This is a genomic window from uncultured Paraglaciecola sp. (genome assembly GCF_913020055.1).
Classification (GTDB): domain Bacteria; phylum Pseudomonadota; class Gammaproteobacteria; order Enterobacterales; family Alteromonadaceae; genus Paraglaciecola.
The window spans coordinates 1-25,609 of sequence record NZ_CAJWCF010000068.1; the positions used below are offsets into that span (position 1 = coordinate 1).

Here is a 25,609-nt window from a genome sequence, read left to right on the forward strand (position 1 = left end):
TGATGAGAAACTGCCTCACTACTTTGCCATTACGTTTTTAGTTTGGGAAGGGAGGCGACCATTCCATTAGCCTGCCGGCAATAGAGCCTTTTGCGCTGCCTGGAAAACTACGGTTAAGATCCCTTCTATCGGGTAAGTAGCGACTCTGATTTAACACCCCATAACCATTTACAATAGGAACAGCAATAAGGGTACCTTTTAGAGACTTTAACGACTTATTTTTGAGTAAACGATTGACGATTTCAATGCCGTTTAATTCATCACCATGCACCGCACCGCTTACAAACATGGTTGGGCCATCACGTTTTCCGCGCTGAACATGTACTGGCATTGACATTCTGGTATCGGTATACAAAGGTGGCATAGGTAATTCAATGCGTTTGGTTTCACCTTTTTTGATAGTCACACCACCAATTTCAAGTTCTTACATTTTTCTTTTTCTCTCGTCTTATTGAATTAGTGTGTCTATACGCCAGTGTTATGTGCTGGAAACACTTTTTCTATTACTCTGACCAGGTTACTGCTAGCGCGCCTTTGTTGATATTAAGCAGTCTGGCAATAGTGTTTATAGACGAGAGGTTAAAATCAAAAGTCACAAATTATATTTTTTTGTGACTTTTTTGATGATGTCGTCGTCAATAGTCGTTCAAATGATTTAGATGAATTGCGAAATAAAGGAACCTCTTATGTCAGAACCATTATCAGATATGATCGAAGAGGTCATTCATCACTCAGATTTGAGTGATGGAAAAAGTGCTGTTTCTTCGATCATTGCACAAGCCGATGAAACTGAAATGGCGCTATTGCTTGAATCATTGCCTATCGATGAAAGGGTTGCGCTTTGGCAAACCATTCCTGAACACAAAAAGCTCGATGTGTTAATAGCAATGCGTGGTGATCCTCGGGAAGTGATCATTAACGCTACCCAGCCTGAGCAATGGGACATGCTTTTTGTTGATATCGAAGCTGAAGACTTACTCGAATTAACCGATTCTTTGCCACAAGAGTTGGTAGAACGTGCCTTTTCTGCCATGGATAGGATCCAGAAGAGTTACTTTGAGCAAGCGAATGAGTACCTTGAAGATCAAATAGGGCATTGGGTTTCTCATGATTTCTTAGTTTTGCCGATCAATGCCAAAGTGCGTGATGGCATAAGACTCATCCGCAGAGAAATGCCTAGGCACACTGACGTTATTTTGTTGGTTAATCGATCGGGGCATTTTTCAGAAGCCGTGCCGATAGCTAAAATATATGGCCTGCCAGAACATGTGCCATTGGTTGATATCATGCTTGAAGACTTTCCAGTCATTTCTGCGACAGAGGAATGCGAAGTTGCCTCCAAAGAAGTGCAGTTATCAGGCTATGGAGCTTTACCTGTAGTAGATGAAAGCCAAAAGCTTATTGGCAGAATTGATGTAACAACAGCGTCTGAACTTTTACTCGAATATTATGAAAGGCAGCAGATGGCAGGTGCTGGTATGGATGAAGATGAGGATTTATTTTCACCTGTACGAAAAAGCGCAAAAGGTCGGGCTATTTGGCTGGGGATCAATTTGCTAACTGCGTTTATGGCCAGTGCATTTATAGGCATGTTTGAGGCCACGCTACAGCAAATAGTCGCGCTTGCGGTATTGATGCCCGTAGTGGCCAGTATGGGCGGAATTGCGGGTAGTCAAACGTTGACCCTAATCATTCGCGGTCTTGCACTTAGGCAAGTGACATCTGCAAACGTTGCTGCACTTTTAGCTAAAGAGCTTAGAGTAGGCGCTTTGAATGGTATTATCTGGGCTGTGGTTATTGGTTTGGTAGCCGTAGCCTGGTTTGGCGAACCACTATTGGGTGTAGTTATTGCTATCGCTATTTTGCTGAACATCGTAGCAGCTGCTTTTGCTGGTGTATTTGTGCCAGTTATTCTGGATAAACTTGATATAGATCCTGCGCTTTCTGGTTCGGTAATTTTGACTACAGTCACTGATATTGTTGGTTTTGTTGCATTTTTAGGATTGGGCACATTACTTTTGATATAGGTAATGTGCTTATAGCAGGTACTAATCAGTGAAATTTATTTACTGTTTACAAAGATGAATGGCTTTGTTGTTTATGGTTACGCAATAACTCAGATAACTCTTCACCAGGTATAGGTTTAGACCAGTAATATCCCTGTCCAATATTACAGCCCAGTGCCATTAGCTTTTTAAGGGTGATTTCATCTTCGATGCCTTCGGCCACGGTTTTCAATCCTAGGCTAGCCGCCATATTAATAATCGCCGCTACAAGAGGCTCATCATGTTCAGTCGCACTTAACGAAGTAATAAAGGAACGGTCTATTTTAAGTGTGCTGGCGTTAAAATTGCGTAAATAACCAAGATTTGAATAACCCGTGCCGAAATCGTCAATGGCTATTGTGATGCCTAGTGAGCTTAGCGATTTTAGTTGTTTTTGAATTTGCTCCGTTTCATCAATAAGCAATGACTCTGTTAACTCTAATTCCAGCGCTTGTGGAGGTAAACTTGCGTCAAGTAATGCGCTTTCAACGATGTTCTGCAACTGTCCATCTTTGAATTGTATGACGGATAGATTGACTGCTACTCGCAGGTTTGAAAACCCTTTTTGCCGCTGCTGAGCACAATAAAAACATGCTTGTTGGATTACCCAACGACCTAAATCATTTATTAAACCACTGCTTTCCGCTAACGGAATGAATTGGTCGGGACCTATCATGCTGCCATCGGGTTGTGGCCATCTTAACAATGCTTCTGCAGTAGTAATTTCACCACTGTTCAAATTGACCATAGGCTGATAATAAAGTTTAAACTGCTCTTCAATTAGTGCCGGACGTAATAATTGCAACAATTTGAATTTATCTTCGCTGGTTTTATCTAAACTCTCATCGTAATAGTGATAGGTGTTGCGGCCATCTTGTTTGGCTTGATACATGGCAATGTCTGCTCTGCGGCATAGTTGTTTAAAGCCTGTACCGTCTTTTGGTGCGCAAGCTATGCCTATTGAGGCAGAAATAACTACCTGATTTTGTAATATTTTGAATTCGGTTGCACACTGTTGAATTAAGGTTTCAGCTAATTTGTCTAACTGATTGTGGCCTTCAGTAAATGGTGCAAGTAACAGAAATTCATCACCACCAAAACGAGTAAGATACTGATTCGGTCTTAAAATTTCACTTAACCTTGATGTGAGTTGTTCTAGTAATATATCCCCTGCAGCGTGTCCCAACGCATCGTTGACGGGTTTGAAGTTATCTAAATCGATAAACAGTAAGGCAAGCTTCTGTTGTTTCTGCTCACAGGCCAGTAATGATTGTGAAAATAGTTCTTCACCATAAAATCTATTTGGTAAATTGGTGAGAGGATCGTGATGTGCGAGATGCTGAATTTCGGCTCGGCTTTGTTGTACTTTGGCATTTTCACGCTGTAATGACAGCATCAGGCGTTTAATGTCATGCACTAAGATGTAGACACTGAATCCTGTTACCACAAAAATAACCACAATAAACAGAAGGTGTGACCAACTTAACATCGGAATGTTGGGAGTGACAAAACCTCCCAGTGTTAACCAAGCAATAGACACACAAAGGGTAATTACAAATAATAGAACAGATACAAATAAACCCACTCCGCCTAAAATAGCCGCGAAAACTAGTAAACTAGGGTAGCCAAGGATCGCCAAATCAAACAAACCTGCACCTGTTAGCGCCAGTGCAAATAACATGGCGGCCATAGAGCCTATTAAAGTATATGCTGAGGCCAATACTTTGTGCTTATAAGCAAAACTTAACGCTATTAAAAGAAAAGCTAGACCAGCTGTAAAAATTATAAAAGTAAAGCTTCTCGCTAAAATAAGTATAGCCATTAACCCAAATGCGGTGACTGCACAAATCTGAATCAGCCTGTAACGACGAATTTGGCTGAATACATCTTTTGCTCCAAAATCATTCGCTGCACTGACCTTGGGCTTTTTGTTTGTGACCATCGTGTAACCTTGATATTAGTAATGGGGTACTTTAACGCTTAAAACGATAAAAACCAAACAAGAAATACTCAAGCTTGATTCACTAGGTTGCTGAATAAACTGAACTTTTGTCTAAGAAAATTCACTTTAGTCAATCTGTAACTCTAGCCAATATCATTCGTTTTGATTGGATGTGTTTATTCGAACTATCAGTGAGTTGTCGGGGGCAGCTCGCGATTAAATTTTTTTCCGCCGGCCGGATTTCCTACCTGATGGTAAGTTATGTAAACGTCACCCCGTTAACCTTTCTAATTGAATTTATTTGTTGAGTATGGAGCAGTGTGAATAGTGTTATTCCTATTACCCTCTAAGCTACCTAGTATGGTGCTTGGCAATGTTATTAATGGAGCCTACAAACAAAAATCCGCTAAATACTATTGATGCCTGTTATTATGAATTTCGGTCATCTTCTCTTAAAATGTGTGTTTTATAGGCAATAATTCGCTAACTTCGTCTAAAGTGTCATTCGTAACTGTTGTGCATTGACTTCCTTATACCTAATTGTGTAATACAAAAAATTGGGACATTGGTTCCAATGGATACGAATAAAATGGAGAAGTAGAAGTTATGAAGGGATTGGTTATACAATTTTTTTTCTGTCTGTTGATTGGGGTTTCTGTTACGGCGGAAGCAACATGGTCAACTCCCGACACCAGAACTTCGTTTAATGTAAACGAGAGAAACAATCAAACTGCGTATCCTCATTTTGAACGCATTTCGAAAGTAAAAAAGCCTAAAAAAATTGCTTTAGTTCCAGCAAAACAAGCCAGATCAATATTAAGCTCTGAAAACGATACAACATGCCAAACAGAAGTCGTGGCTACTGGCACATTACCCGAAAAAATCACTGCTATTTCCTTGATGTCTAAAACCTGTATTGCCGACAATATGTGGCAAGACAGTGAATTCACACGCAGTCTCTATACGCAAGAGTTTTTAATGGCACTGGCTGAACAAATCGTTTAAGTATCAGCTACTTATAATGCTCAAGAAACGTCTGGAATACATCAATGGTTAGAAGTACTGCGCGCAAGTTTTGTTGTGGCTGAGAGTGACAAGGATAACTATGAATTAGACTCGAAGGTTTCATCAGTTCGTGAAAGTGTAGCGAGTGCGTTAAAAGCTGTAACTGGTTCACCTGGTTGGTTAGATTCATCTGACTATCACACCGGTGGTATGATGTATGAATGGCTAAGTATTATTTATAATTTGCAACTACAAGCTGAAATGTTTAGCGAACTCACTAAGCTGTTGGACGATATTGATGAACAATTTCCTATGCATAGCGGTTGGTTAAAAAACGTTTGGAATATTTATGATGTTTTTAGTCGCCCTGATGAAAGTTCTAATCTTGAACAGTTAATTTCTGCTGATGAGGCGTTTCTAGTTCGCGCTAAACGTTGGTCATTTGATAGAAGAGCCATTGCAATCGTTGATTATCTGCCACATGCTCCTTTGTATTGGTTATCAAACTTTGGTTTACGTTATGACTTAATTAAGGATGATGCCATCGCTTTCGCAAAAGAAGCATTAACGCATTTTCCAGAGAAAAGTGAATGGTTTATGACTGTCATTTCTGGTTACGAATTTCAGTTAAATTGTTCAGTTATTGAAGAGCAGTATTGTCAGGAGCAATATAAACCATCATTATTAAATGAGATATATCCTCATACCTATAAATTCGACGATGGTCGTTTTGTGGTTCGCACTGGATTAGATGAGTCAGTGGTTCAGAGGCTGTTTAGTGCATCTCAACAAGTAAAAGCACAATTTTTCAGGAAAACCCAAAACACTATACCTGTACCAGGTGACGATACTGAGTTTTTGACTATATTTGTCGCCCATTCATTAGAGCAATATAGCAATTATCAATCTTTTTTGTTTAACCTTCCCAGCGATAATGGTGGGATTTACATTGAGCAAGATGCAACTTTCTATACCTATCAACGCACTGCAAACGACAGCATTTATACGTTAGAAGAACTTTTTCGACATGAGTATGTGCACTACTTGGAAGCCCGCTACCAAATACATGGTGAATTTGGTGAAAATCCATTTCATGATAGCCCACATAGATTGTGGGAAGTGGAAGGGTTGGCCGAGTACCTTAGTGGTGCCACACAGCACGAAGGTGTGTTAAAACGCAGTAGTCTTCTTCATTATTTCTCAACTGATGCCAACTCTTGGATGTCTGTAGAAGATATCTTGACGGCTGAGAGCGGGTTCGCCGTTTATCCCTTTGGCATGATGTTTCATAATTATTTAAATGATGAACATCCTAGCCAGCACCAAACCATGTTTAAGTTGATCCGTGAAGATGACATTGAAGGCTACAATAGTTTAATTCAAAGTTGGTTAGAAACTGATTCGCTAGTGTCTGGTTTCCAGGTCTATATGACAAGTTCTATTGCTAACCTATGGCAGTCTCGAGAGCCTATTACTGAGTGGTTACCTTCTGCTAAACAGTCATTAAATTCCTTAGCAGTCGTTCAAGATGCTTATAACCTAGCTTCCGGGAGAAGTTTTTTATGTGAGCTACTTGGTGAATCTTCAGACATTGCTTATGAGTGTACTGCTCCTAGAGCAGTATTCGAAGATGAAATAACACTGCAAGAAAATATGGACTCAGTGCTTAAATCGCTTGTGAATGAATACGGCGTATTGGAGATAACGGATGTGTGTTATCCAAAAGAATTTGAAATAAACCAAGACGGGGTAGTTGCCTCTATTTTGTGTGAAGGTGATCTTGCCTCGGAGTTTGTAGAGAATATGCCTCCATTTGCTGCGGCCGAAGCAGACTTTGCATTATTCGATGGCGAACAAGGTAAATTGAGTGCAAATATTTTTGATCCTGAGTCTGAGTCTACGACCGTAACTTGGCTACAAACTGCGGGGCCTCTAGTCGAAGTTACCTCCGACGAAGGTGCTAAAACTTTAGCGTTTACGGCGCCACGACAAGAAGAGGATACTTTATTAACTTTCAGCGTTGATGTAAGTGACTCGGAACATACCACCAGTGATGAAGTGCGCGTGATGATAATCAACAAGGCTTACCATCCTCCAACAATTGAAAGTTTTGTCGAGATAATGTTTTACCGTTTTGATGAGTTGGAATATGAGTTAGCTATTGATGATTTTTCAGGTGAGCAGTACAGCATATCCTGGCAAGTTACAGATTTTGGGGATAATGCATTGTTACAGGAGAATCATGTCTCTATCGTAGGGCAACGCCTTGTTTTAGCATCCAACATATTGGAAGACCTCAGCAGCGAAATCGCTAAACCAGGAGGACTCGACATCGAGATTGAAGTCACTCTGGATGATGGTATTGCTACTTCTAACGGCATAGTCAGAATTAATCTAAACAATGAAAGCTTGCCAGATTTTGGTAGTTCTATTGAAGGCATAGAGCCTATTTTTGACCTTGAGTTTAAAAGTAACGAAACTATCTCAGTATCTTTAGGTGCGACCAGCACATTGAATGAAATACTCACCTATGAATGGCAGCAAATTAACCTAGATGATACTGAAACCGTTGATTTAGATTTAGGCACTTTAGAAGGTGCAACTCAACAGTTTGATATCTCTGAGATTGATGCACAAAGTTATGAGGCAACTGGAAGGATTGTTTTGCAATTTAGCGTTGTTATTAGAGATTCTCAAAGCCAAAAAACTGTTTCAGTCCGCCTTTACATTAATCAGTCCGAAACGGCAGTTGAGTCAGTACCAGTCACGCCAGCTGTTTCAGGATCTCCAGGTGGTGGAGGTAGTATCAACTTCTCAATGCTTTTATTTTTGTGCGCTTTAGGCGGAATTGCTAGAAGGCGAACTTCCAGATAACTGCTTTGGTAAAGAGCAATATTTACTTGGTTTGGCAAGGGCGCTCGAAGGGCACAAAGCAATGGTTCGGCTTTGCAGTATTTTGAGTTCGGCATCAAGTCGTTGTTTCGAACGATAGTTTTCAACAGGCTCCTTCCAGCTTCGGTTACCCTGATCTGTTGTGCCATTGTCAATATGCTCGAAAATTCTCAGCACCACTTCGGCATCGCTTAATAGTTGATTTTATCGCTTTCATTAGAATCTAAGGTTGTAAGCAAAAAATTTTATTGAAAGCTGATAAGAATATTACTGGGGATTTGTTTAGGTTCACATCAGGGAAGTGTTAACTTACAGACCTTAAAATCTGCTATACCGTATCAATCCGTAATTTAATGTCAATCCGCTAAAATAACATGATTAAGGGGCTGGTTATGACTTCAACTAAAAAGACAGGATATTTCATTTATTCTCTGATTTGTTATGGGGCAGGGATTGCGTCTCTTATTTACTTTATTTTGTTCGTTAGCGATGTTTGGTTATTAAATACGGTCAATACAATATTGCCATCCCCATCCTTTGCTTATGTCATTATGATGAATACTCTTGCACTTATACTCTTTGGCATGCAGCACAGCGTGATGGCAAGACCCGCCTTTAAACGCTGGTTTACCGGTTTTATTGACCCCAGTGTCGAACGTTCGACCTATGTGCTTGCGACTGCTCTAGTCATTGCTGGCATGTGTCATTTATGGATCCCCTTTGGTTCTGTCATCTGGCAAGTCGAGTCTGAAATAGGTGTATACATAATCCGAGGAATCGCAGTTTTTGGATGGGTATTTCTATTTTTAGCCACGTTTATGATTAATCATTTTGAATTATTTGGATTACGACAAACGTTAGACCCATTGCAAGGTAAGTCTGCCCCAGCGGCTACATTTAAAGTTTCAGGGTTTTATAAGATAGTACGCCATCCTATTCAGACGGGTGTACTCATTGGCATTTGGGCTGTACCGGTATCAACAGTCAGCCACATTGCTTTTGCCAGCGGTATTACGGTTTATATTTTTGTAGGTTTGTATTTTGAAGAAAAAGACCTGATCCAAGAATTTGGTGAATCATACCTAGATTATATGCAGCGAGTTAAAAGAGTGATTCCATTTATTGTATAGAAGTAAAAAGGGCATACAATGAAACAATACTTATCCTGAATTCAGGTTACTTAGGGTTTGCCTAGGATATCGACATTATTTAGCTCAATAACAAGGATTTATCCCAGTTTTGCCAGAAACACCCACCGAAAAATCTGCAGTCGCCAAATTCGCTTTAATTATTGTCTGTTTAGGTTCAATTATCGTTCCCATTGGCATGGCCTCAGTCAATATCGCTATTCCTGACTTAGCAGCTGATTTGCAAGCCAATGCCACAATGGTTTCTTGGCTACCCACACTGTTTATTTTAAGCAGTGTGATATTTATGCTACCTGCTGGCAAGCTGGCGGACAACTATGGAAGAAAGCGGATTTACGCATATGGTCTGGCCTTAAATGCATTTTCCTCCTTTATGTGCGGACTGGGCACTACCATTGAGTGGGTATTGTTTTGGCGGTTTGTTCAGGGCGCGGCAGCAGCCATGATTTTTGGCACTGGAGTAGCCATTATTACTTCTGTGACCCCGTCTCAAAAACGAGGTGCGGCTCTGGGTATAACGGCAGCATGTGTATACGTGGGGCTAACCGTTGCACCAGCAGCAGGTGGTTGGCTAACCGAACTCTGGGGTTGGCGTTCGGTGTTTTTCTTTCAGGTACCTATTGTTATTGCACTTTTAGTATTGATTAAAATGCGCTTGTCAGGTGAATGGAAGAACGAGCAGAAAACCAAATATGATTGGTGGGGCACAGGTATATTTGCGGTGTTTTCATGTTCCTTAGTATATGGACTGAGCATATTGCCGAGTATATTTGGGGTCATGGTGCTTGCACTGTCGGCTATCAGTTTAGGATTGTTTATTTTGCATCAGAGTCGAAGTCGACGACCACTTATTCGAGTACAAATGTTTCGGGAAAGTCGGGTTTTTTCTATGTCATTAAGTACGTCGCTTTTGATGTATGCCAGTAATTTCCCATTGGTATTTCTGATGAGTTTGTATTTACAGTATGTAAAAGATCTAAGTCCTTCTCATGCGGGACAGGTTATCTTAGTTCAGGCGCTGTCTATGGCTATCATGGCTCCATTGTCTGGCAAGTTGGCAGATAGATTTCAGCCACGGTTGGTGGCGACCTTAGGTTGTGTAATTGTTGCTTGCGGATTGTTAGTGCTGAGTATGATGAATATGCAAACGAGTGTGACTTATATAGCTTGTTCTTTATTATTGATTGGGGTGGGTTTTGGTTTGTTTTCTACGCCAAATAATAACGCCATTATGGGAGGGGTAAAGCCTAGCGAAGTAGGGGTGGCGTCAGCATCGATGAATCTGTCACGTACCATTGGAAATCTGTTTGGCATGAGTCTGGTCAACCTAATGGTGCATTATTATTTAGGTGACGCACAATTCACACAACAGCAAAATCCAGAGTTGATACATACGGTTGAAATGGCCTTGAAAATGTCTTTGGCATTTGTGGTAGTTGCCTGTGTTATATCGGCTTTTCGTGGTATATCGAGTGCAGACTAGTTCAGCATTTACGTTCTTTAATAGATAGCTTGATTTCACATTGATTGTTGCATCAATTGAATAGGCCAGGCATAAAGAAAATTCAAATATGTTTAAAAGTGATTTGGATCAATATCTATAAGAAATTTCCCAATACAATGCAGTTTCTGGATAAAAATCACCAATAGGGTTAAGCACCAATGAACATAGAAAAACATACTTTAGTTAATGATTTTCCCGATCATCAGCACACTATTCGTCACCTTAAAATGAACGACAATCACTTCGCAAAATTATTTGATGAATACCATGAATTAGCAGGTGAAATACACAAACTTGAAGAAAGCAATCAACCAGTAGCTGACGAGTATTTCGAGTCACTAAAAATTCGTCGAGTTCATCTGAAAGATCAATTGTTTAGCCTAGTGGTTAAAAAAGAAAAAGCGCTTTAAGTATTTTGTAAGGTGTTTCCTCCGTGTCTGCTATTACCTGCGGTAGACATGGGAGAAACTGCTAATTAGTAAATCCATTCATCTTTTGCTATCCCTTTTTCCTTTAACCTTAAATAAACCATATAACAAAGAATAATGTGGCAGATACTTCCTGTACTCTTATTAAATAGAGTTATAAATATTTGGAGTAACACATGAGCTTAATAACTGACGACCCAAGAATAGATCCACGTATTAAGGCCGTTTTTGGCTCAGTGGTTATGAGTGGTGCACGGAATATAGAAAGTCGAGATGCAGCGCTAGAGTCAGCAAATTCAGAAAAAGCAATTGCGGTAAGACAGATGATGGCAGGCTTTGTTAAACAATGTGATGCTGAAGAAATTGCGCCGTCTGATGGTTTGATTATCACAACCAAAACCTTTACCTCTGAACCTAACGGTAACAGCATAAAAATCCAGTATATTCGTCCTGATAACGCTGATGTTTTACCCTGCGTTTACTATATCCATGGAGGCGGTATGGCGACAATGTCTTGTTATGACAGTAACTATAAAGCTTGGGGCAGGATAATGGCCGCTCAAGGTGTTACAGTTGCTATGGTGGACTTTCGAAACGCCTTAGTGCCTTCATCTGCAGCCGAGGTTGCACCGTATCCAGCAGGTCTGAATGATTGCCTCTCAGGTTTAAAATGGATCAGTGCGAATAGCGAGGCACTTTTGATCGATCCCTCACAAATTATAATCTCTGGAGACAGTGGGGGAGGAAATTTGGCTATAGCCACAGCTATGCGTTTGAAACAAGAAGGGCAAATCGGATTAATAAAAGGTATCTACGCCCTTTGCCCCTACATTGCAGGGCAGTGGCCTTTGCCTGAAAATCCGTCTTCGATTGAAAATAACGGAATTTTACTTGATCTGCACCACAACCAAGGTGCAATGATTTACGGCATTGAAGAATTCAATAAAGGTAACCCTTTGGCTTGGCCTGGGTTTTCCACCGAAGAAGATGTGCGCGGGTTTGTTCCTACCATGATCAGCGTGAATGAGTGCGACCCACTGCGTGACGAAGGTATCAACTTTTATAGACTGTTAATGCGAGCGGGCGTCAACGCAAGCTGCCGACAAGTAATGGGAACCATTCATGCCATTGAAGTATTCCCTATGGCCTGTCCTGATATTAGTCGAGAGACAGCCTCAAGCATTGCACATTTTTGTTTTAGGTAACGATTACTTTGCCTTAGCTACAAGCAGCAAACTAAAATAGCTTTAAGTCAAACCTCTGTAACTTACGATAAAGAGTACGAGTGCTCACATATAGAAGCGAAGCGAGTTCATCTGGAGTGCCAGTGAATTCGTTACAAAGCTTGGTTAGATAGGCGCGTTCAACTTCATCCAAAGAACGTATGTTGTCGTGAGGTAATTCACTATTGGCTGATTGCCTGACGACATCAGGCAAATCATTGGTGTGGATAGTGTCATCGTTAGCCAACAAAGCTGATTGTTCTATGATGCTTATTAGCTCTCTAATATTACCTGGAAATGTATAGCCACATAATTTACTGAGAGCATTTTCGGAAAATCTTTTGTTTTGGTGTTCTGAGTGTTTTAAAAAATGGCTGACAAGTTCAGGGATATCCTTAGCACGCTCTTTTAGTGACGGCAACATAATCGGAAACCCTGCAATTCGATAATATAAGTCTTGTCTGAATTGACCTTTTTCGACTAAATCCAATAAATTTTTGTGGGTGGCGCAAACTAGGCGAAAATCAGAGCGCTTTTGTTTTAGTCCTCCGACTGCTCTAAAGCTTTGAGTCTCGAGTAATCGTAATAGTTTTACCTGCATGTTCAGAGGCACATCGCCAATCTCATCAAAGAAAACAGTGCCACTGTTGGCTACTTCGATTAGGCCTTTTTTACTGTTTGTGGCCCCGGTAAAGGCTCCTTTTTCATATCCAAAGAGTTCACTTTCAAACAAGCTTTCGCTTAAACCTGTGCATTCAATCACTACAAAGGGTTTTTCGTTACGTGGGCTAGCGTCATGAATAGCCTGAGCAACTAACTCTTTGCCTGTACCTGTTTCTCCTTGTAGTAAAACGGAAATTTTAGATTTTGCTGCTCGATTAATTTTATTGATCATTGATTTAAATGCAGAAGAACTACCGATCATTTTTCCTTTTTCAGATTCTGAAGAGGCATAGTTAATTTTATCTAGTATTTCCAAAAATCCAAGCGTGATCCCATCTTCATCGATTATAGGTTTCATTAAAATGTCACAGTAGGATTTACCTTCACCAGTGGCGTGAATATGCACCACACTAACGGTTCGTTTTGATGAAATACATTGTTGAAGTGGGCAATCTTCACCGTAATTATCACAGGGCTTTGGATTCTTATGAGAAATTTCATGACACTTGCTTTGATCCACTGTGACTTCGGTTTTGTAGGTGTCCTTATAAGCTTGGTTGACGGCCTGGATAATATAGTCGGGGGTGATAAAAATAGTGGGTTTGTCGATGGCGTTGATCATCGATTGTATAACTTGGTTATTTAACCTTGGCTGCTTAATTGTCATAAATGACACTCATTACTCCATTACTTGTCAAAAATGTCATGAAAAGTTATGTTTTTCAAACATTTTAAGCAAAAATTGTCTCAAGCCCCTCCAAATACGCCATATCAGTTTGTGGCACGCTTATTGTTAACACTTACTTAACAATGTTTGTATTTTCATGTTTGAACCAGTTATCAATGGCCTTGAGTCATTTGATTTTGTGTTAATAACTAGGAGGTCAAAATGGCTAAAATAGTCGTGTTAGGTGCAGGAACAGGGGGTATGCCAGCTGCATATGAGATTAAAGAGTCCTTGGGTAAAAATCATGAAGTGTTGATGGTTAACGAAAGACCTAGTTTCCGTTTTGTTCCATCTAATCCTTGGGTAGCGGTAGGTTGGCGTGATCCAGACGCGATTACTATGCCAATCGAAAAATATCTTAGTAAGAAAGACATCCATTTTAAATGTGCCAGAGTCGATAAAATTGACCCTGAACAGAACATACTTATAACCAGTGATAATGAACAAATTGATTATGATTACCTCGTCATTGCAACAGGGCCAAAACTTGCTTTTAGCAATGTAAAAGGTACTGGACCAGAGGGATTTACTCAGTCAATCTGTACCCTCGATCATGCTCAAAAATGTTATACAGATTTCGAAGCGCTAGTTAAAAATCCGGGGCCTGTAGTGGTAGGAGCATTGCAAGGCGCTAGCTGTTTTGGCCCAGCATATGAGTATGCTTTTATTTTAGATAAAGCCCTAAGGGACGCAAAAATTCGTCACAAAGTGCCCATTCATTATGTTACCAGTGAGCCCTACATTGGGCATTTAGGTTTAGCGGGGGTAGGTGATTCAAAGTCAATGCTCGAGTCAGAACTTAGGCAGCGAGATATTAAATGGATTTGTAATGCCAATGTTGATGAAGTCAGAGACGGCAGTATGACCGTGTCTGAATTAAATCGTAAGGGTGAGATAGAAATGACTCACGAATTACCCTTTACACATTCGATGTTTATTCCACCTTTTAGTGGCGTTGATGCAGTGGCTAACGTTGATGGACTATGCAATGCAAAAGGCTTTGTGATTACCGATGAATACCAACGTTCACCTAAGTTTCCTAATATATTTTCGGGCGGAGTGTGCGTGGCTATCCCACCTGTTGAAGTGACACCTGTGCCTACAGGAACGCCAAAAACAGGTTATATGATCGAAACGATGATGACAGCCATCGCCCATAATTTGAAATCTATCATTGTGGATAAGGAAGAGCCGGGCGCAGTAGGCACTTGGCACGCAATCTGCCTTGCTGATATGGGAGACACGGGGGCTGCATTTGTTGCCATGCCGCAAATTGGTCCACGTAATGTGGCTTGGTTCAAAAAAGGTAAATGGGTGCATTTCGCTAAAATAGCTTTTGAAAAATACTTTATGCGTAAAATGCGCACCGGTACTAGCGAACCCGTTTATGAAAAATATGTATTGAAAGCACTGGGTATAGAACGCTTAGAGAAAAACAAGGATTGACCCATGTGCACTAGTATTTAGTTATTAATGTGCAACCGTAAATAGGAATAGATATATGCATAAAATCGATATCACTGCATTTCTCCATGACGATACTAATACTATCACTTACTTAGTGCTAGATAAGGCAACATCTTGCTGTGCGATTATCGATCCTGTCTTGGATTATGACTCTGCATCAGGTCGCACAACTACTACATCAGCTGACAAAATTGTCAGCTTTGTTACCAAAAACGGCTATAAAGTCGAATGGATATTGGAAACTCATGCACATGCTGATCACTTATCTTCAGCATATTATTTAAAACAACGTTTAGGTGGAAATATTGGCATTGGAGAACATATTTGCCGTGTTCAAGAAACCTTTAAAGACATCTTTAATTTGGAAACTGGGTTTAAAACAGATGGCAGTCAATTTGATCATCTTTTTGTAGATAAGGAGATTATTAAATTAGGCCACGTTGATATTACAGTGTTACACACGCCAGGCCATACACCTGCTTGTGTGTCTTTCTTAATCGAAAATTCAGTGTTTGTTGGTGATACCTTGTTTATGCCGGATTATGGCACCGCGAGAACAGACTTCCCTCTTGGCAGTGCTAAGTTGTTGTATCAGTCAATTCAACGAATACTGTCATTACCACCTTTAACCAGAATGTTTGTTGGCCATGACTATAAAGCGCCTGATAGGGATGTCTTTGCGTGGGAAACCTCGGTAATTGAACAACAACATAATAACGTACACGTTAAAGCTGGTGTGTCAGAAGATGACTTTGTCAAAATGCGTGAAGCAAGAGACATCACCTTGAATGTACCTCGACTTTTATTACCCGCAATTCAAATTAATATTAGAGCTGGCGCTATGCCACCAGAAGAATCAAATGGGCGTGCTTACATTAAAATACCTTTGAATACACTGTAGAGCCTATGAATGTTTTTGTTATTTTAGGCGCAGTATTGATAGGACTGAGTTTAGGTTTGTTAGGCTCTGGTGGTTCAATTATTACGGTGCCACTGCTGATTTATATTGCAGATGAACCGGCCAAGCTGGCCATCGCTGAATCACTGTTTATTGTGGGGTGTATCTCTGCTTTTGGCAGCATGTCTTATATCAAGCGAGGATTAGTTAGCTGGAAATTTGTAATGCTGTTTGGCATGCCAAGTATGTTTGGCACCTATCTAGGAGCATGGAGTTCACAGTTTGTTTCTGGCGTATTTCAGTTACTCGTTTTTTCTATTGTTATGCTGATAGCCAGTCGGTCAATGTTTTCTCCAGTGACGTCAGCTAATAATACTCCGTCACCTCCTCGAAACCTGTTTGTTATTAGTGCCGGTATCTTGGTTGGGGCCTTAGCTGGTTTTGTTGGGGTAGGCGGCGGGTTTTTGATTGTGCCTGCCTTGTTTTTACTAGGAAAACTAGCCTTTAAACAAGCCATCGGTAGCAGTTTGATCATTATTACCATGCAATCATTTATCGGTTATCTCAAATACCAAGATGTACTTGAACAGTTTGCTTTAACGATGAACTGGAAAAACGTTTCGGTGATAGTTTTCATGGGTATTTTAGGTTCAATGCTGGGAATTCGTATCGCAGATAAACTCCCGCAACAACAAATAAGAAAGCTTTTTGGCATAATTTTGGTTGTTTTAGGCATCTATATATTTGGCACATCAATTTACGATATTTTATAAGTAGGAGTTAAGCATGAAGAAGGTATCAAATAACTTTTCTATATCCGGTCCGATTACCGATGAAACTATTGAAGCGCTTAAAGCGCAAGGGGTCACAAGAATTGTCAATGTGAGACCAGATAATGAAGAGGCAGGGCAAGAAAGCGCAGAACAGATGGCTATTAAGATCCGCGCTCATGGTATTGAATATGTGCACATACCGGTAAAAGCAAACTGCTATTCAGAAGAGGATATTGCTGAATTTATTAAACAATTAGCGACTGGCGATGACAAAGTTCATGCGTTTTGCCGCACGGGTAATCGCGCCATTCATCTATGGGCGTTAGCTAACTCTCATTCTGAAACATTAAAATATATCGAAAAACAGTGCGAAGAAAATGATTGTAATATCAGTTCTGTAAAAGATCTGATGCAAGGCATAGAGCGAGAAAAAGTCTGGCTTGGTGCCAATATTTGAAAATAGGTACGATACTTTTCTTATACTGTTTTGCAATTTTGCGTAACATGACTTTTAGCCAATTTTAAGAAAATTCTGTTTTGGTATAATACCCATTCCTAAATTGAAGGTTAACGCTTAATTACTGCGGCCGTAAAAATGAACTTCTATTTAAGACTTGCTTATGTAAGTAACGGATTCAATGAGCCACTTTCAAAAAGTGGCAGTAGCCAATAGTGAATGTCAGAGCTGCCACAGGCTGTTTTTAGCATCTCCTTTACGTTATCAAGTTGACGCTTCTCGATGACTATTTCGAAACGATAAAAAGCTCTATGCCCCTCAACTTGTTCATCAATATTAAAATGGCTGTGATCTCGACTATAGCCTTCAATTTTACCTAAGCTAAAACCACTTACATGATCTTCATTTATTAAAGTATCAACAATCTCGTCTTTTAATTCAATTGGGACAATCAAAGTCAGTAAAAATTGTTCATTGTGCATTTTTATTTTTCTCCATGCGCATGTAAAACAGCGGTAATAGATACAAGGTGGTAATGGTGGAGGTGACTAATCCCCCTATGACCACAATAGCCAGTGGCTTTTGAATTTCAGCGCCAGGTCCGCTGGCAAAAATAAGCGGGGCTAGTCCAAACATCGCTGTTGTTGCCGTCATTAATACCGGACGAAGGCGTCTAATAGAGCCTTCTATCACACGCTGTGAAACATCGGTAATGGTGAGCTTGATTTGCTCAAAGTAACTGACCATTACAACTCCGTTGAGCACTGCGATGCCCAGCAGAGCTATGAAACCCACTGAGGCAGGTACAGATAAATATTCCGCAGATATATACAGGGCGATAACGCCGCCCATCAGTGCAAAGGGAATGTTTAAGAGGATCAACAAAGCCTTAGGTAGCGAGCCAAATGTTGTAAATAAAATCAACAGTATCAAGCTTAGCGCAATAGGCACAACCATTAACAAGTTGTTAGTGGCACGTTGTTGGTTTTCAAACTCACCCCCATAGGCAAGTGTATACCCCGCAGGCAGAGCTAAACGGCTATCAATCACAGATCTTAGTTCATCCACATAACCCACAATATCCCTTCCAATCACATTGCTGGTCACAACAGCAAAACGATTGCCATTTTCACGTTCAACCAGTGATGGACCTTGCTTTAACTCGAGTAATGCAATGTGTTCAAAGGGCAACAGTGAGCCATCAGGCATTAAAATCGTCATGCTTTGAAGTTCATGCAGGGTAGCCACACTAGTGGATAATTGTTTATTCATACCTAACACCAGTGGTGTTTTTTTCTTACCTTGAATAATCTTGGAAATCTCGACAGATTCAAATTGGGTTCTTAGATAAATGGACATATCGTCTACTGTCATATCATATTGCATGGCTATTTCTGGCTTTAGACGAACGTTTAAGAATTGCCCTCCTTCAATGATCGCGGTATTGACATCAACACTGCCTTCAAGGGTTTTGATAGCGTGACTAATTTGCGTCGCCAAATCGGACAAGGTGTTTATCTCAGCACCAAACATTTTTACGGATACGTCGCCAGTACTCCCGGTTAACATCTCCGAGACACGCATTTGGATGGGCTGGGTAAAGCCAAAGTTGATACCTGGGAAACGTGATAACACGGAGCGGATATCTTCGATTAATTCAGCCTTGGAGTTGAAGCGCCACTCATCTACGGGCAGTAATTCCATAAAAATATCTGTTTCATTTAAACTCATGGGATCTAGTCCAATTTCATCTGAACCCACCCGAGCAACAATTTGTTTTATTTCTGGAACGTTTTTTAATAATGCCTTTTCAATCTGTATATCTAACTCCGTAGATGAACTTAAGGAGATGTTCGGTGTTTTCTCCAACTGAACAATGATGTCGCCTTCATCCAATACGGGCATAAAGGTTTTACCTAAAAGTGTAAATAAACCGCCACTGACTAACAGAACTAAAATGACTACAGTAATTAATGGTAGGGGGTTGTTTAATGTCGATAGTAAACTGGCTTGATAATACTGTTGAATTTTGCCTACTATTTTAGGTTCATGGCTTGGTCCAGTCTTTAATATAAGCGATGCAATAGTGGGAATGAGGGTTAATGACAACACTAATGCACTTAACATCGCAAAAACAATAGTTAAGGCAACAGGAGTGAATAGTTTCCCTTCCAACCCGCTTAAGCTCAGCAAAGGAGAAAACACAATAACAACAATAATGGTGCCAGACACAACCGGTACTGCCACTTCTTTACATGCCCTAAATATTAAGTGTAATTTAGGTAACTTGCTGTTTTTGGCTAATTGATTGACGACATTCTCAACTATCACCACAGATGAATCTACAATCATACCTATGGCTATGACTAAGCCACCTAAACTCATAAGGTTGGCTGACAGGCCATATATATCCATCAGTATAAATGTACATAAAGCAGCAAACGGCAGAGACAATGATACGGTGATCGCTGCGCGAATATCACCAAGAAAAAACGCTAACAGTAATACAACTAATACAACAGCCGCTATTAGAGCAGTGGTAATGGTACCAATTGCAGTATCTATTAAATTGGCTCGGTCGTAGAAAACATTGAGCTTTGTTCCAGTTGGTAAAGAGGGGGCTATTTCTGCAAGTTTTTGTCTTACACCTGCTACGACTTCAGAAGTGTTGGAATTCTTCAAAGAGATAACAATGGCTTCTGTGGTTTCTACACCATTTCGAGTGACTGAACCATAACGTGCCAAATGACTAATACTCACGGTTGCCAAGTCTGCTAATCGATAAACGCGGCCGTTAGCGGCATGTACAACCATTTTTTCTAGGGATCCTATTGAGTCGATGCGGCCCTCAGTACGCAAAATAATGGCATCGTTACCAATGTCTAGCCTGCCGATACTTCCATTGAGGTTATTTGCTTGAATGGACTGGGACAGTAATGCAAAGCTTACCCCTGCATTGGCCATTTTTGTCGGGTCTGGACTTATTTGGTAGGTTTTTGCATAACCGCCTAAAACATTTACCTCCGCCACACCATTTACTGTGCGTAGCAAAGGTCTAATTTCCCAATCCAATAATTGCCTACGTTCCATTAGGCTCATGCCTGGGTTTTCCACAGTGAACATAAACATTTCGCTAAGGGGAGTGCTCATCGGTGCTATGCCACCGGATATCCCTGTGGGAAGTGAGTCCCATACATTAGCAAGACGCTCAGTGACCTGTTGCCTTGCCCAATAAATTTCGGTGCCTTGCTTAAAATCTAAGGTGATATCAGTAATGGCGTATTTGGTGGTAGAACGCAGCATTTGTTGTGCGGGTATGCCTAGTAATTCAGTTTCAATCGGTTGGGTAATCTGTGCTTCGATTTCTTCTGTGGTCATGCCGGGTGCTTTAATGATGATCTTGACTTGTGTAGGTGAGATATCAGGAAAGGCGTCGATTGGTATGTTAAACCATGACTTTAGACCAAAAAAAACAATCGCTATGCCTAGCACAACAACAAACAAACGCTGGGTTAGGGTGAATCGCAATAATCGAGTTAACACTTATTCGCTCCCTAAACCTAGTAGTACACCTTGTACGGCACTGACTGATGATACTAGTACTTCTATAGCACCTTCAGCTTGTTGAACTTGAGCAATGTAGTTTCCAGCTTCCGAGTACAGTAAATTGACTTGAAGGTTGACTAATATCGTATTTTTTTTCACAAAAACATACTGCGCTCCGTCCCAACTAAAAACTGCTGATTTAGGAATTTTGTAGGCACTTTGAGCGTAAAAAGGCGTTACCGTAACTTGCTCACCCATTCGCCAATTGCATGTTTTAGATAATGGGGTCGACCAGGCAGTAACATAGGCACCGCTACTAACGGATTCAATTTGCGCTATTTCCAGCTTGCAGTTAGATGAGATTAAGTAGGACAGGTTATCTACTTTGTTCGAAGGAACTGAAACCTTTATTCGAATGGCGTCTTTAGGGATAAACTGTGCAATATTGTCACCAGTAGCAATATTTAATTCTGAGCCTTTTAAAAACAAGCCTTTTATGGGAGCGCCCAACGTGACCGCATCTTGTTTTTCATCAACATCAATCACATGTTCAAAAAAATGTTCATATTCTTCATAGGCAAGCTGTGCAGTGTAATAGGCTTGGCTAATATCTATCCAGCGCTGCTCATCAATGACCTTTTGTGCATACAGTTTTCTATTACTATTAAATTGAGATTCTGCTAGTCCATAAAGCGATTTTTTTATTTGGTACTCAGTATAATAATGAAATACTTCTGCGCCTCTTATTATCGCAAATGGTTGTTTTTTCTCTAATGTTCGTCCTTGTGAGACTAAATACTGGGTCTGTTGAATATCAGCCGGAGATTTGAGGGTAAACGGCATGCCTGGCATAACCTCTACTGTCGCCTTTAATGTGGTTCCTGGATAATGTTCCACTATTTGAACGACTTGTGTCGACAGTTCCAAGTCACCCAAGTTAGCTAAATCAACCTTTAGTTCGCTTGCACTCGCTGATTTGAAAAATATTAGAGATAAACTGATTAATAAAGACGATTTCAAGGTCATAGTGGTATTCCTGCGATTTGTCTTAATGTGGAGTTGAGTTGTTGGATCTTTATCTGATTTAATGCGTAATTTGATTGGATATCGATTGCTTCTAACATTCGTCGTAATAACACATCATGTTGCAACGCGTTTGAGCTGGACATTGATTCAGTTAATTGTTTTATTTGCCGACTAATTTCTAAGGACTCAGCGAGCAGTGCCTGTTGTTTTTGTAATAGTTGCAAATCACTTAGCGCGCTTTTAAGTCCTAATTCAATCGTAAGCGCTGTTTGGTCGCGGGCCAACTGATACTCCTTTAACGCATTAAAATAGCTAGTGTGTGTACCCTGTGAAGAGTTGCTGTTAAAAGACAAAGGAACATCCACTGCCAGACCAATCTGATTATCCACAAAGTCAGCTGAGTCGATTTTTTTTGCGGTTATTGAAAGATGCCAAGGCGCAAGTGTTGGGTCGGTCACTTTCAATAGCTTCTTTTGTTGCTGCCATGCGGCATCAAGAGACAGAATTGAAGGATGTTTTTCAATAGCTTGCTGATCAATGATATAGGGAGCTTCGATGAGTTTGTTTGGCAACATCGTCAGTCCGGTCAGTTCTGAATAACGTTCTAGCATGTTTTGTGTTTTATTCTGAGATTTCAGTTTTTCGATTTCCGCATCTAATCGTTCTTTTTTTATGCTTAAAAGTGGATACAGTGAAACGGTGTTGCTGTCATAACGCTGCTGAAATTTCTGTTCCAATTTATTCAGAACTGACAGTTTATGAACCGCTTTTTTCAATAGCAGATCATCTACTTGGTAAGCGCCTAGCGTTTCCCGAATAAGCATAGAGAAATACAGGGCCACTTTAGTATTTGTATAGGTGTTGGATTTGTTCTGCCCGTGTATAAGTTGTTGCTCGAGCTCTCTTTGTTGAATTGTTTTTAAGGGAAGGTTGAGTTTAATTTCAGCTTCGTCCGATCCAAGGTTTTCCTGACTTTGCAATAGGCTAAAGGATAGAGATGGATTATTAGCAAGCCAGCCAGAGTTCTCTGAGTTAGCGGCTGAATCAATTTGCTTTTTTGACTCTGAATGATAGTGTTTTTCCATAGCAGCTTGCAGTGCATCGGTTAAACTTATCTCACCTTCACTGAAATGACCCGAAGCAACAGCTTCACTAATAAATACATTTATTATTACAATGGCTAAAAGGTATAATTTCATGATGTGCTCTTCATTCTCAAATTGCTTGCTTGGATTTTTTCATTAGTAAGTAAAAAAAGCATCGAACATGTGTGATATGAATCAAGTAAATGCATAAAAAACATACACCAATAGGGAATTAACCTCTTATATGAAAGATAAGTTCATCACCATTATTTTATTCTGCGTTATGTTGTTAAACAGTATCGATGTGTATGTTGATATTGGACTTGGCGTTCCTACTGCCCATGTGATCGAAGAATCAATGATTGTTCTCATCTCAGGTTTAGCTGCGATATTTTTAATTTTTGATATGCGCAAACGTTCGATAAAATTGGAAAAATTAGCCACTCAGCTTAAAAATGCTGATACTCAAATCCGCTCCTTAAATGATAAAATGGATGAAGAGAGGGCGCATTTCAGTGAAGTCATCAAACTGCAGTTCGAACAATGGAATTTGACTAAAGGAGAACAACAAGTCGCCTTTTTATTACTCAAAGGGTTAAGCCTTAAAGAGATATCTGTGGTGAGAAATACTAAAGAAGCGACCGTGCGGCAGCAAGCTTCAAGTATCTACTCAAAAAGCCTTTTAGATGGCCGCCATGAATTTTCAGCTTGGTTTATCGAAGACTTGTTTATGGATCAATATACCTAAAGGAAGCTGGGACCAAGAACACAATTATAAGTTTGCTAACAAAAGGAGCCACATTTTCTCTTAGTGCAGAGTCCATTTGGCTGTGAAAGTGTTCGAATGTAGTAAAGCGGTTCATGTTATGATTACTTCCACCTTATTGTGCATGCAAATTGATATCTATGAACGAAAGTCCTAAAGGTAAAAATCACAAAAGTCCTAATCAAGCGACCAATTCCAAAATACATGGCGTGGGTCGTTTAACTATTGATGCTGTATTAGCGATCACTGACATAGTTGAGTCAATGCACAAGCGTATAAGTCCACTTTCAACTGAAAAATCTCCTTCTGAAAAAGAGCGACTTTCGGGCATCAGTGGCTTGGTATATCGGAATATTCGTAATGTGACAGAGTGGGTGGGTAAAGGTATGGATGTGCCACTCGCTGCTATAAGCAAAACACTCGCAACCCAACCGGATTCCGCTTCAGCACAGACGTTACTCGCAGCATTAAACGGGGTGTTGGGTGATCATCTTGTTCTCAGCGACAATTCCTTAGCCATTCCAATGCACTTTCGAAAAGATGGTCAAATTCTCGATGATGCGCAGCTTTGTGAAGTGATTAATCAAAATAATGGCAAACTTATGATCATGCTGCATGGGTTGTGTATGAATGATCTGCAGTGGTGCCGAGAAGGCCATAACCATGGTGCTGAATTAGCCAAAGAATTAGATATGGCCGCAATTTATCTGCATTACAACACTGGGTTGCATATCTCTGATAATGGCAAACAGTTTGCTGTTTTACTGCAGTATTTGGTGAACCTTACGGATAAACCGTTAGACATTAATATACTGGCTCATAGTATGGGAGGATTGGTCTCTCGTAGTGCTTTGAATGTGGCAGAAAAGTGTGGTCATAAATGGCCTAAACAACTCAGTAAACTAATATTTTTAGGCACGCCGCATCATGGGGCTGATCTAGAAAAAGCCGGTAATTGGATTGATTTGATTTTAGGGGCGCATGCATACACAGCACCCTTTGCTCGCCTAGTGAAAGTGCGTAGCGCTGGGATTACTGATTTACGTTATGGTAATGTTCAAGAATCGGATTGGAACACAATTGAACGTTTTAAGTTTAGCGGGGACAAACGGTTGCCTATGCCTTTGCCAGAAAACGTGCAGTGTTTTGCCGTAGCAACCAGTGCTAATGAAAGCATCAACAACCCCTTAGGCGACGGCTTGGTTAGGGTAAAAAGTGCCTTAGGCGAACATCAAAATCCGGCGTTTAATTTGCGCATACCAGAAGACCAAAAATGGTTAGGTACAGACATTAATCATATGCAGTTATTGAACGACCCTAAGGTGTATCAAGTGCTGAAAGTTTGGTTTGAAATAGCGTAATGGGATAGCATTTATTGGGTTTAACATACGCGTCTATTGGCTGAGTTCTATTCTTTTTAATTGTTTCTTTAAAATCTCGTAAGTTTATCTTTTTACTTCATTTTTAATTATCTGCTTTGTTGGAATTTGTCACAGCAAAATACATAGCATTGATCTAGGTCAATAGATGACTAAGACAAGCTAGCAAGGTGTGGTATGACTGATATATTGGTAAGGATAACCAATACGAAAATTTTTTATGGAGAAGGCATGACTCAATTAAATGGTAGCGCAAGTCATCAGGAAATCGCTGAGCAGAATGATGCTAAACCCCAGCAGGCCAAGGGCAGCATATTACACGAACTTGCCGAACATCGTCATGATCCAGAATTTATAGCCCAGTCATTTCGTTCGGGTGAATACCCGTATAAAACAAAAATATCTAATAAAACTTACGAAACTCAAAAAAAACAGATGCAGGTTGAGTTACTTAAAGTACAAAGATGGGTGAAAGAAACGGGACAAAAAATCGTTATTCTGTTTGAAGGTCGAGATGCAGCCGGTAAGGGCGGAACTATTAAACGTTTTATGGAGCATCTTAACCCCAGGGGATGCCGGGTAGTTGCCCTTGAAAAGCCCAGTGAAACCGAGAGTGGCCAATGGTATTTTCAGCG

The 25,609-nt window shown here is 40.3% G+C and carries 19 protein-coding genes and 3 pseudogenes; 15 read left to right on the forward strand and 7 right to left on the reverse strand.

What is annotated here, in order from left to right:
• Positions 1 to 67 precede the first annotated feature (67 nt).
• Positions 68 to 415 (reverse strand): annotated as a pseudogene (locus QZ488_RS14420) (succinylglutamate desuccinylase/aspartoacylase family protein); the annotation flags it as partial.
• A 271-nt stretch (positions 416 to 686) separates the two neighbouring features.
• Between QZ488_RS14420 and QZ488_RS14425 the strand changes: the two are divergent.
• Entirely contained in the window at positions 687 to 2,027 is a 1,341-nt protein-coding gene (locus QZ488_RS14425; RefSeq protein WP_293749992.1) for a magnesium transporter, read from the forward strand.
• Positions 2,028 to 2,073: 46 nt separating this feature from the next.
• Here QZ488_RS14425 and QZ488_RS14430 read toward each other — a convergent pair whose 3' ends face one another.
• Positions 2,074 to 3,987, reverse strand: coding sequence for an EAL domain-containing protein (locus QZ488_RS14430; RefSeq protein WP_293749994.1), 1,914 nt, complete (start codon positions 3,985 to 3,987; stop codon positions 2,074 to 2,076).
• A 606-nt stretch (positions 3,988 to 4,593) separates the two neighbouring features.
• Between QZ488_RS14430 and QZ488_RS14435 the strand changes: the two genes are divergently transcribed.
• The 7 genes and pseudogenes from QZ488_RS14435 to QZ488_RS14465 all read left to right on the forward strand — a co-directional run bounded on the left by QZ488_RS14435 (position 4,594) and on the right by QZ488_RS14465 (position 12,169).
• Entirely contained in the window at positions 4,594 to 4,992 is a 399-nt protein-coding gene (locus QZ488_RS14435; protein WP_293749996.1) for a hypothetical protein, read from the forward strand.
• A gap of 15 nt (positions 4,993 to 5,007) precedes the next feature.
• Positions 5,008 to 5,355, forward strand: a pseudogene (locus tag QZ488_RS14440) (M9 family metallopeptidase N-terminal domain-containing protein); the annotation flags it as partial.
• Positions 5,356 to 5,454: 99 nt separating this feature from the next.
• On the forward strand, positions 5,455 to 7,866 hold the full coding sequence (locus tag QZ488_RS14445; protein ID WP_366509042.1) for a collagenase: 2,412 nt from the start codon (positions 5,455 to 5,457) through the stop codon (positions 7,864 to 7,866).
• A gap of 410 nt (positions 7,867 to 8,276) precedes the next feature.
• Positions 8,277 to 9,014: an isoprenylcysteine carboxylmethyltransferase family protein gene (locus QZ488_RS14450; protein ID WP_293749998.1), complete on the forward strand. Its 738-nt coding sequence runs from the start codon at positions 8,277 to 8,279 to the stop codon at positions 9,012 to 9,014.
• Between the two features lie 109 nt (positions 9,015 to 9,123).
• The gene (locus QZ488_RS14455; RefSeq protein ID WP_293750000.1) at positions 9,124 to 10,515 is read left to right on the forward strand and encodes an MFS transporter; all 1,392 of its coding nucleotides are present in this window, start codon (positions 9,124 to 9,126) and stop codon (positions 10,513 to 10,515) included.
• Between the two features lie 179 nt (positions 10,516 to 10,694).
• Positions 10,695 to 10,946 (forward strand): DUF465 domain-containing protein, encoded by a 252-nt coding sequence (locus QZ488_RS14460; protein WP_293750002.1) that lies wholly within the window; start codon positions 10,695 to 10,697, stop codon positions 10,944 to 10,946.
• Between the two features lie 194 nt (positions 10,947 to 11,140).
• Positions 11,141 to 12,169, forward strand: a complete 1,029-nt coding sequence (locus tag QZ488_RS14465) for an alpha/beta hydrolase (protein ID WP_293750004.1) — start codon at positions 11,141 to 11,143, stop codon at positions 12,167 to 12,169.
• A 31-nt stretch (positions 12,170 to 12,200) separates the two neighbouring features.
• Here QZ488_RS14465 and QZ488_RS14470 read toward each other — a convergent pair whose 3' ends face one another.
• Positions 12,201 to 13,517 (reverse strand): sigma-54-dependent Fis family transcriptional regulator, encoded by a 1,317-nt coding sequence (locus tag QZ488_RS14470; protein ID WP_293750006.1) that lies wholly within the window; start codon positions 13,515 to 13,517, stop codon positions 12,201 to 12,203.
• Between the two features lie 222 nt (positions 13,518 to 13,739).
• Between QZ488_RS14470 and QZ488_RS14475 the strand changes: the two genes are divergently transcribed.
• Genes QZ488_RS14475 through QZ488_RS14490 form a run of 4 tightly spaced genes read left to right on the forward strand, consistent with a single transcriptional unit; the run spans position 13,740 to position 17,172 of the window.
• Positions 13,740 to 15,023, forward strand: a complete 1,284-nt coding sequence (locus QZ488_RS14475) for an FAD-dependent oxidoreductase (protein WP_293750008.1) — start codon at positions 13,740 to 13,742, stop codon at positions 15,021 to 15,023.
• A gap of 55 nt (positions 15,024 to 15,078) precedes the next feature.
• Positions 15,079 to 15,945 (forward strand): MBL fold metallo-hydrolase, encoded by an 867-nt coding sequence (locus QZ488_RS14480; RefSeq protein ID WP_293750010.1) that lies wholly within the window; start codon positions 15,079 to 15,081, stop codon positions 15,943 to 15,945.
• Between the two features lie 5 nt (positions 15,946 to 15,950).
• Entirely contained in the window at positions 15,951 to 16,715 is a 765-nt protein-coding gene (locus tag QZ488_RS14485; RefSeq protein WP_293750012.1) for a sulfite exporter TauE/SafE family protein, read from the forward strand.
• Between the two features lie 13 nt (positions 16,716 to 16,728).
• Positions 16,729 to 17,172 (forward strand): sulfur transferase domain-containing protein, encoded by a 444-nt coding sequence (locus QZ488_RS14490; RefSeq protein ID WP_293750014.1) that lies wholly within the window; start codon positions 16,729 to 16,731, stop codon positions 17,170 to 17,172.
• 161 nt (positions 17,173 to 17,333) lie between these two features.
• Here the strand turns inward: QZ488_RS14490 and QZ488_RS14495 are convergent, their stop codons facing one another.
• The 4 genes from QZ488_RS14495 to QZ488_RS14510 are packed head-to-tail and all read right to left on the reverse strand — an operon-like array spanning position 17,334 to position 22,943.
• Positions 17,334 to 17,654 (reverse strand): DUF3240 family protein, encoded by a 321-nt coding sequence (locus QZ488_RS14495; protein WP_293750016.1) that lies wholly within the window; start codon positions 17,652 to 17,654, stop codon positions 17,334 to 17,336.
• On the reverse strand, positions 17,644 to 20,715 hold the full coding sequence (locus QZ488_RS14500) for an efflux RND transporter permease subunit (protein WP_293750018.1): 3,072 nt from the start codon (positions 20,713 to 20,715) through the stop codon (positions 17,644 to 17,646). Before QZ488_RS14500 ends, QZ488_RS14495 begins: the two co-directional genes overlap by 11 nt.
• The gene (locus QZ488_RS14505; RefSeq protein WP_293750020.1) at positions 20,716 to 21,744 is read right to left on the reverse strand and encodes a hypothetical protein; all 1,029 of its coding nucleotides are present in this window, start codon (positions 21,742 to 21,744) and stop codon (positions 20,716 to 20,718) included.
• Entirely contained in the window at positions 21,741 to 22,943 is a 1,203-nt protein-coding gene (locus QZ488_RS14510; RefSeq protein ID WP_293750022.1) for a TolC family protein, read from the reverse strand. The genes QZ488_RS14505 and QZ488_RS14510 overlap by 4 nt, the downstream gene beginning before the upstream one ends.
• A 130-nt stretch (positions 22,944 to 23,073) precedes the next feature.
• On the opposite strand from QZ488_RS14510, the gene QZ488_RS14515 reads away from it, so the two are divergent.
• The 3 genes and pseudogenes from QZ488_RS14515 to QZ488_RS14525 form a co-directional block, all read left to right on the forward strand.
• A complete protein-coding gene (locus tag QZ488_RS14515; RefSeq protein ID WP_293750025.1) occupies positions 23,074 to 23,577 on the forward strand; it encodes a LuxR family transcriptional regulator in 504 nt (167 codons plus the stop codon).
• A gap of 158 nt (positions 23,578 to 23,735) precedes the next feature.
• The gene (locus QZ488_RS14520; RefSeq protein WP_293750027.1) at positions 23,736 to 24,956 is read left to right on the forward strand and encodes a hypothetical protein; all 1,221 of its coding nucleotides are present in this window, start codon (positions 23,736 to 23,738) and stop codon (positions 24,954 to 24,956) included.
• Positions 24,957 to 25,205: 249 nt separating this feature from the next.
• Positions 25,206 to 25,609 (forward strand): annotated as a pseudogene (locus tag QZ488_RS14525) (hypothetical protein); the annotation flags it as partial.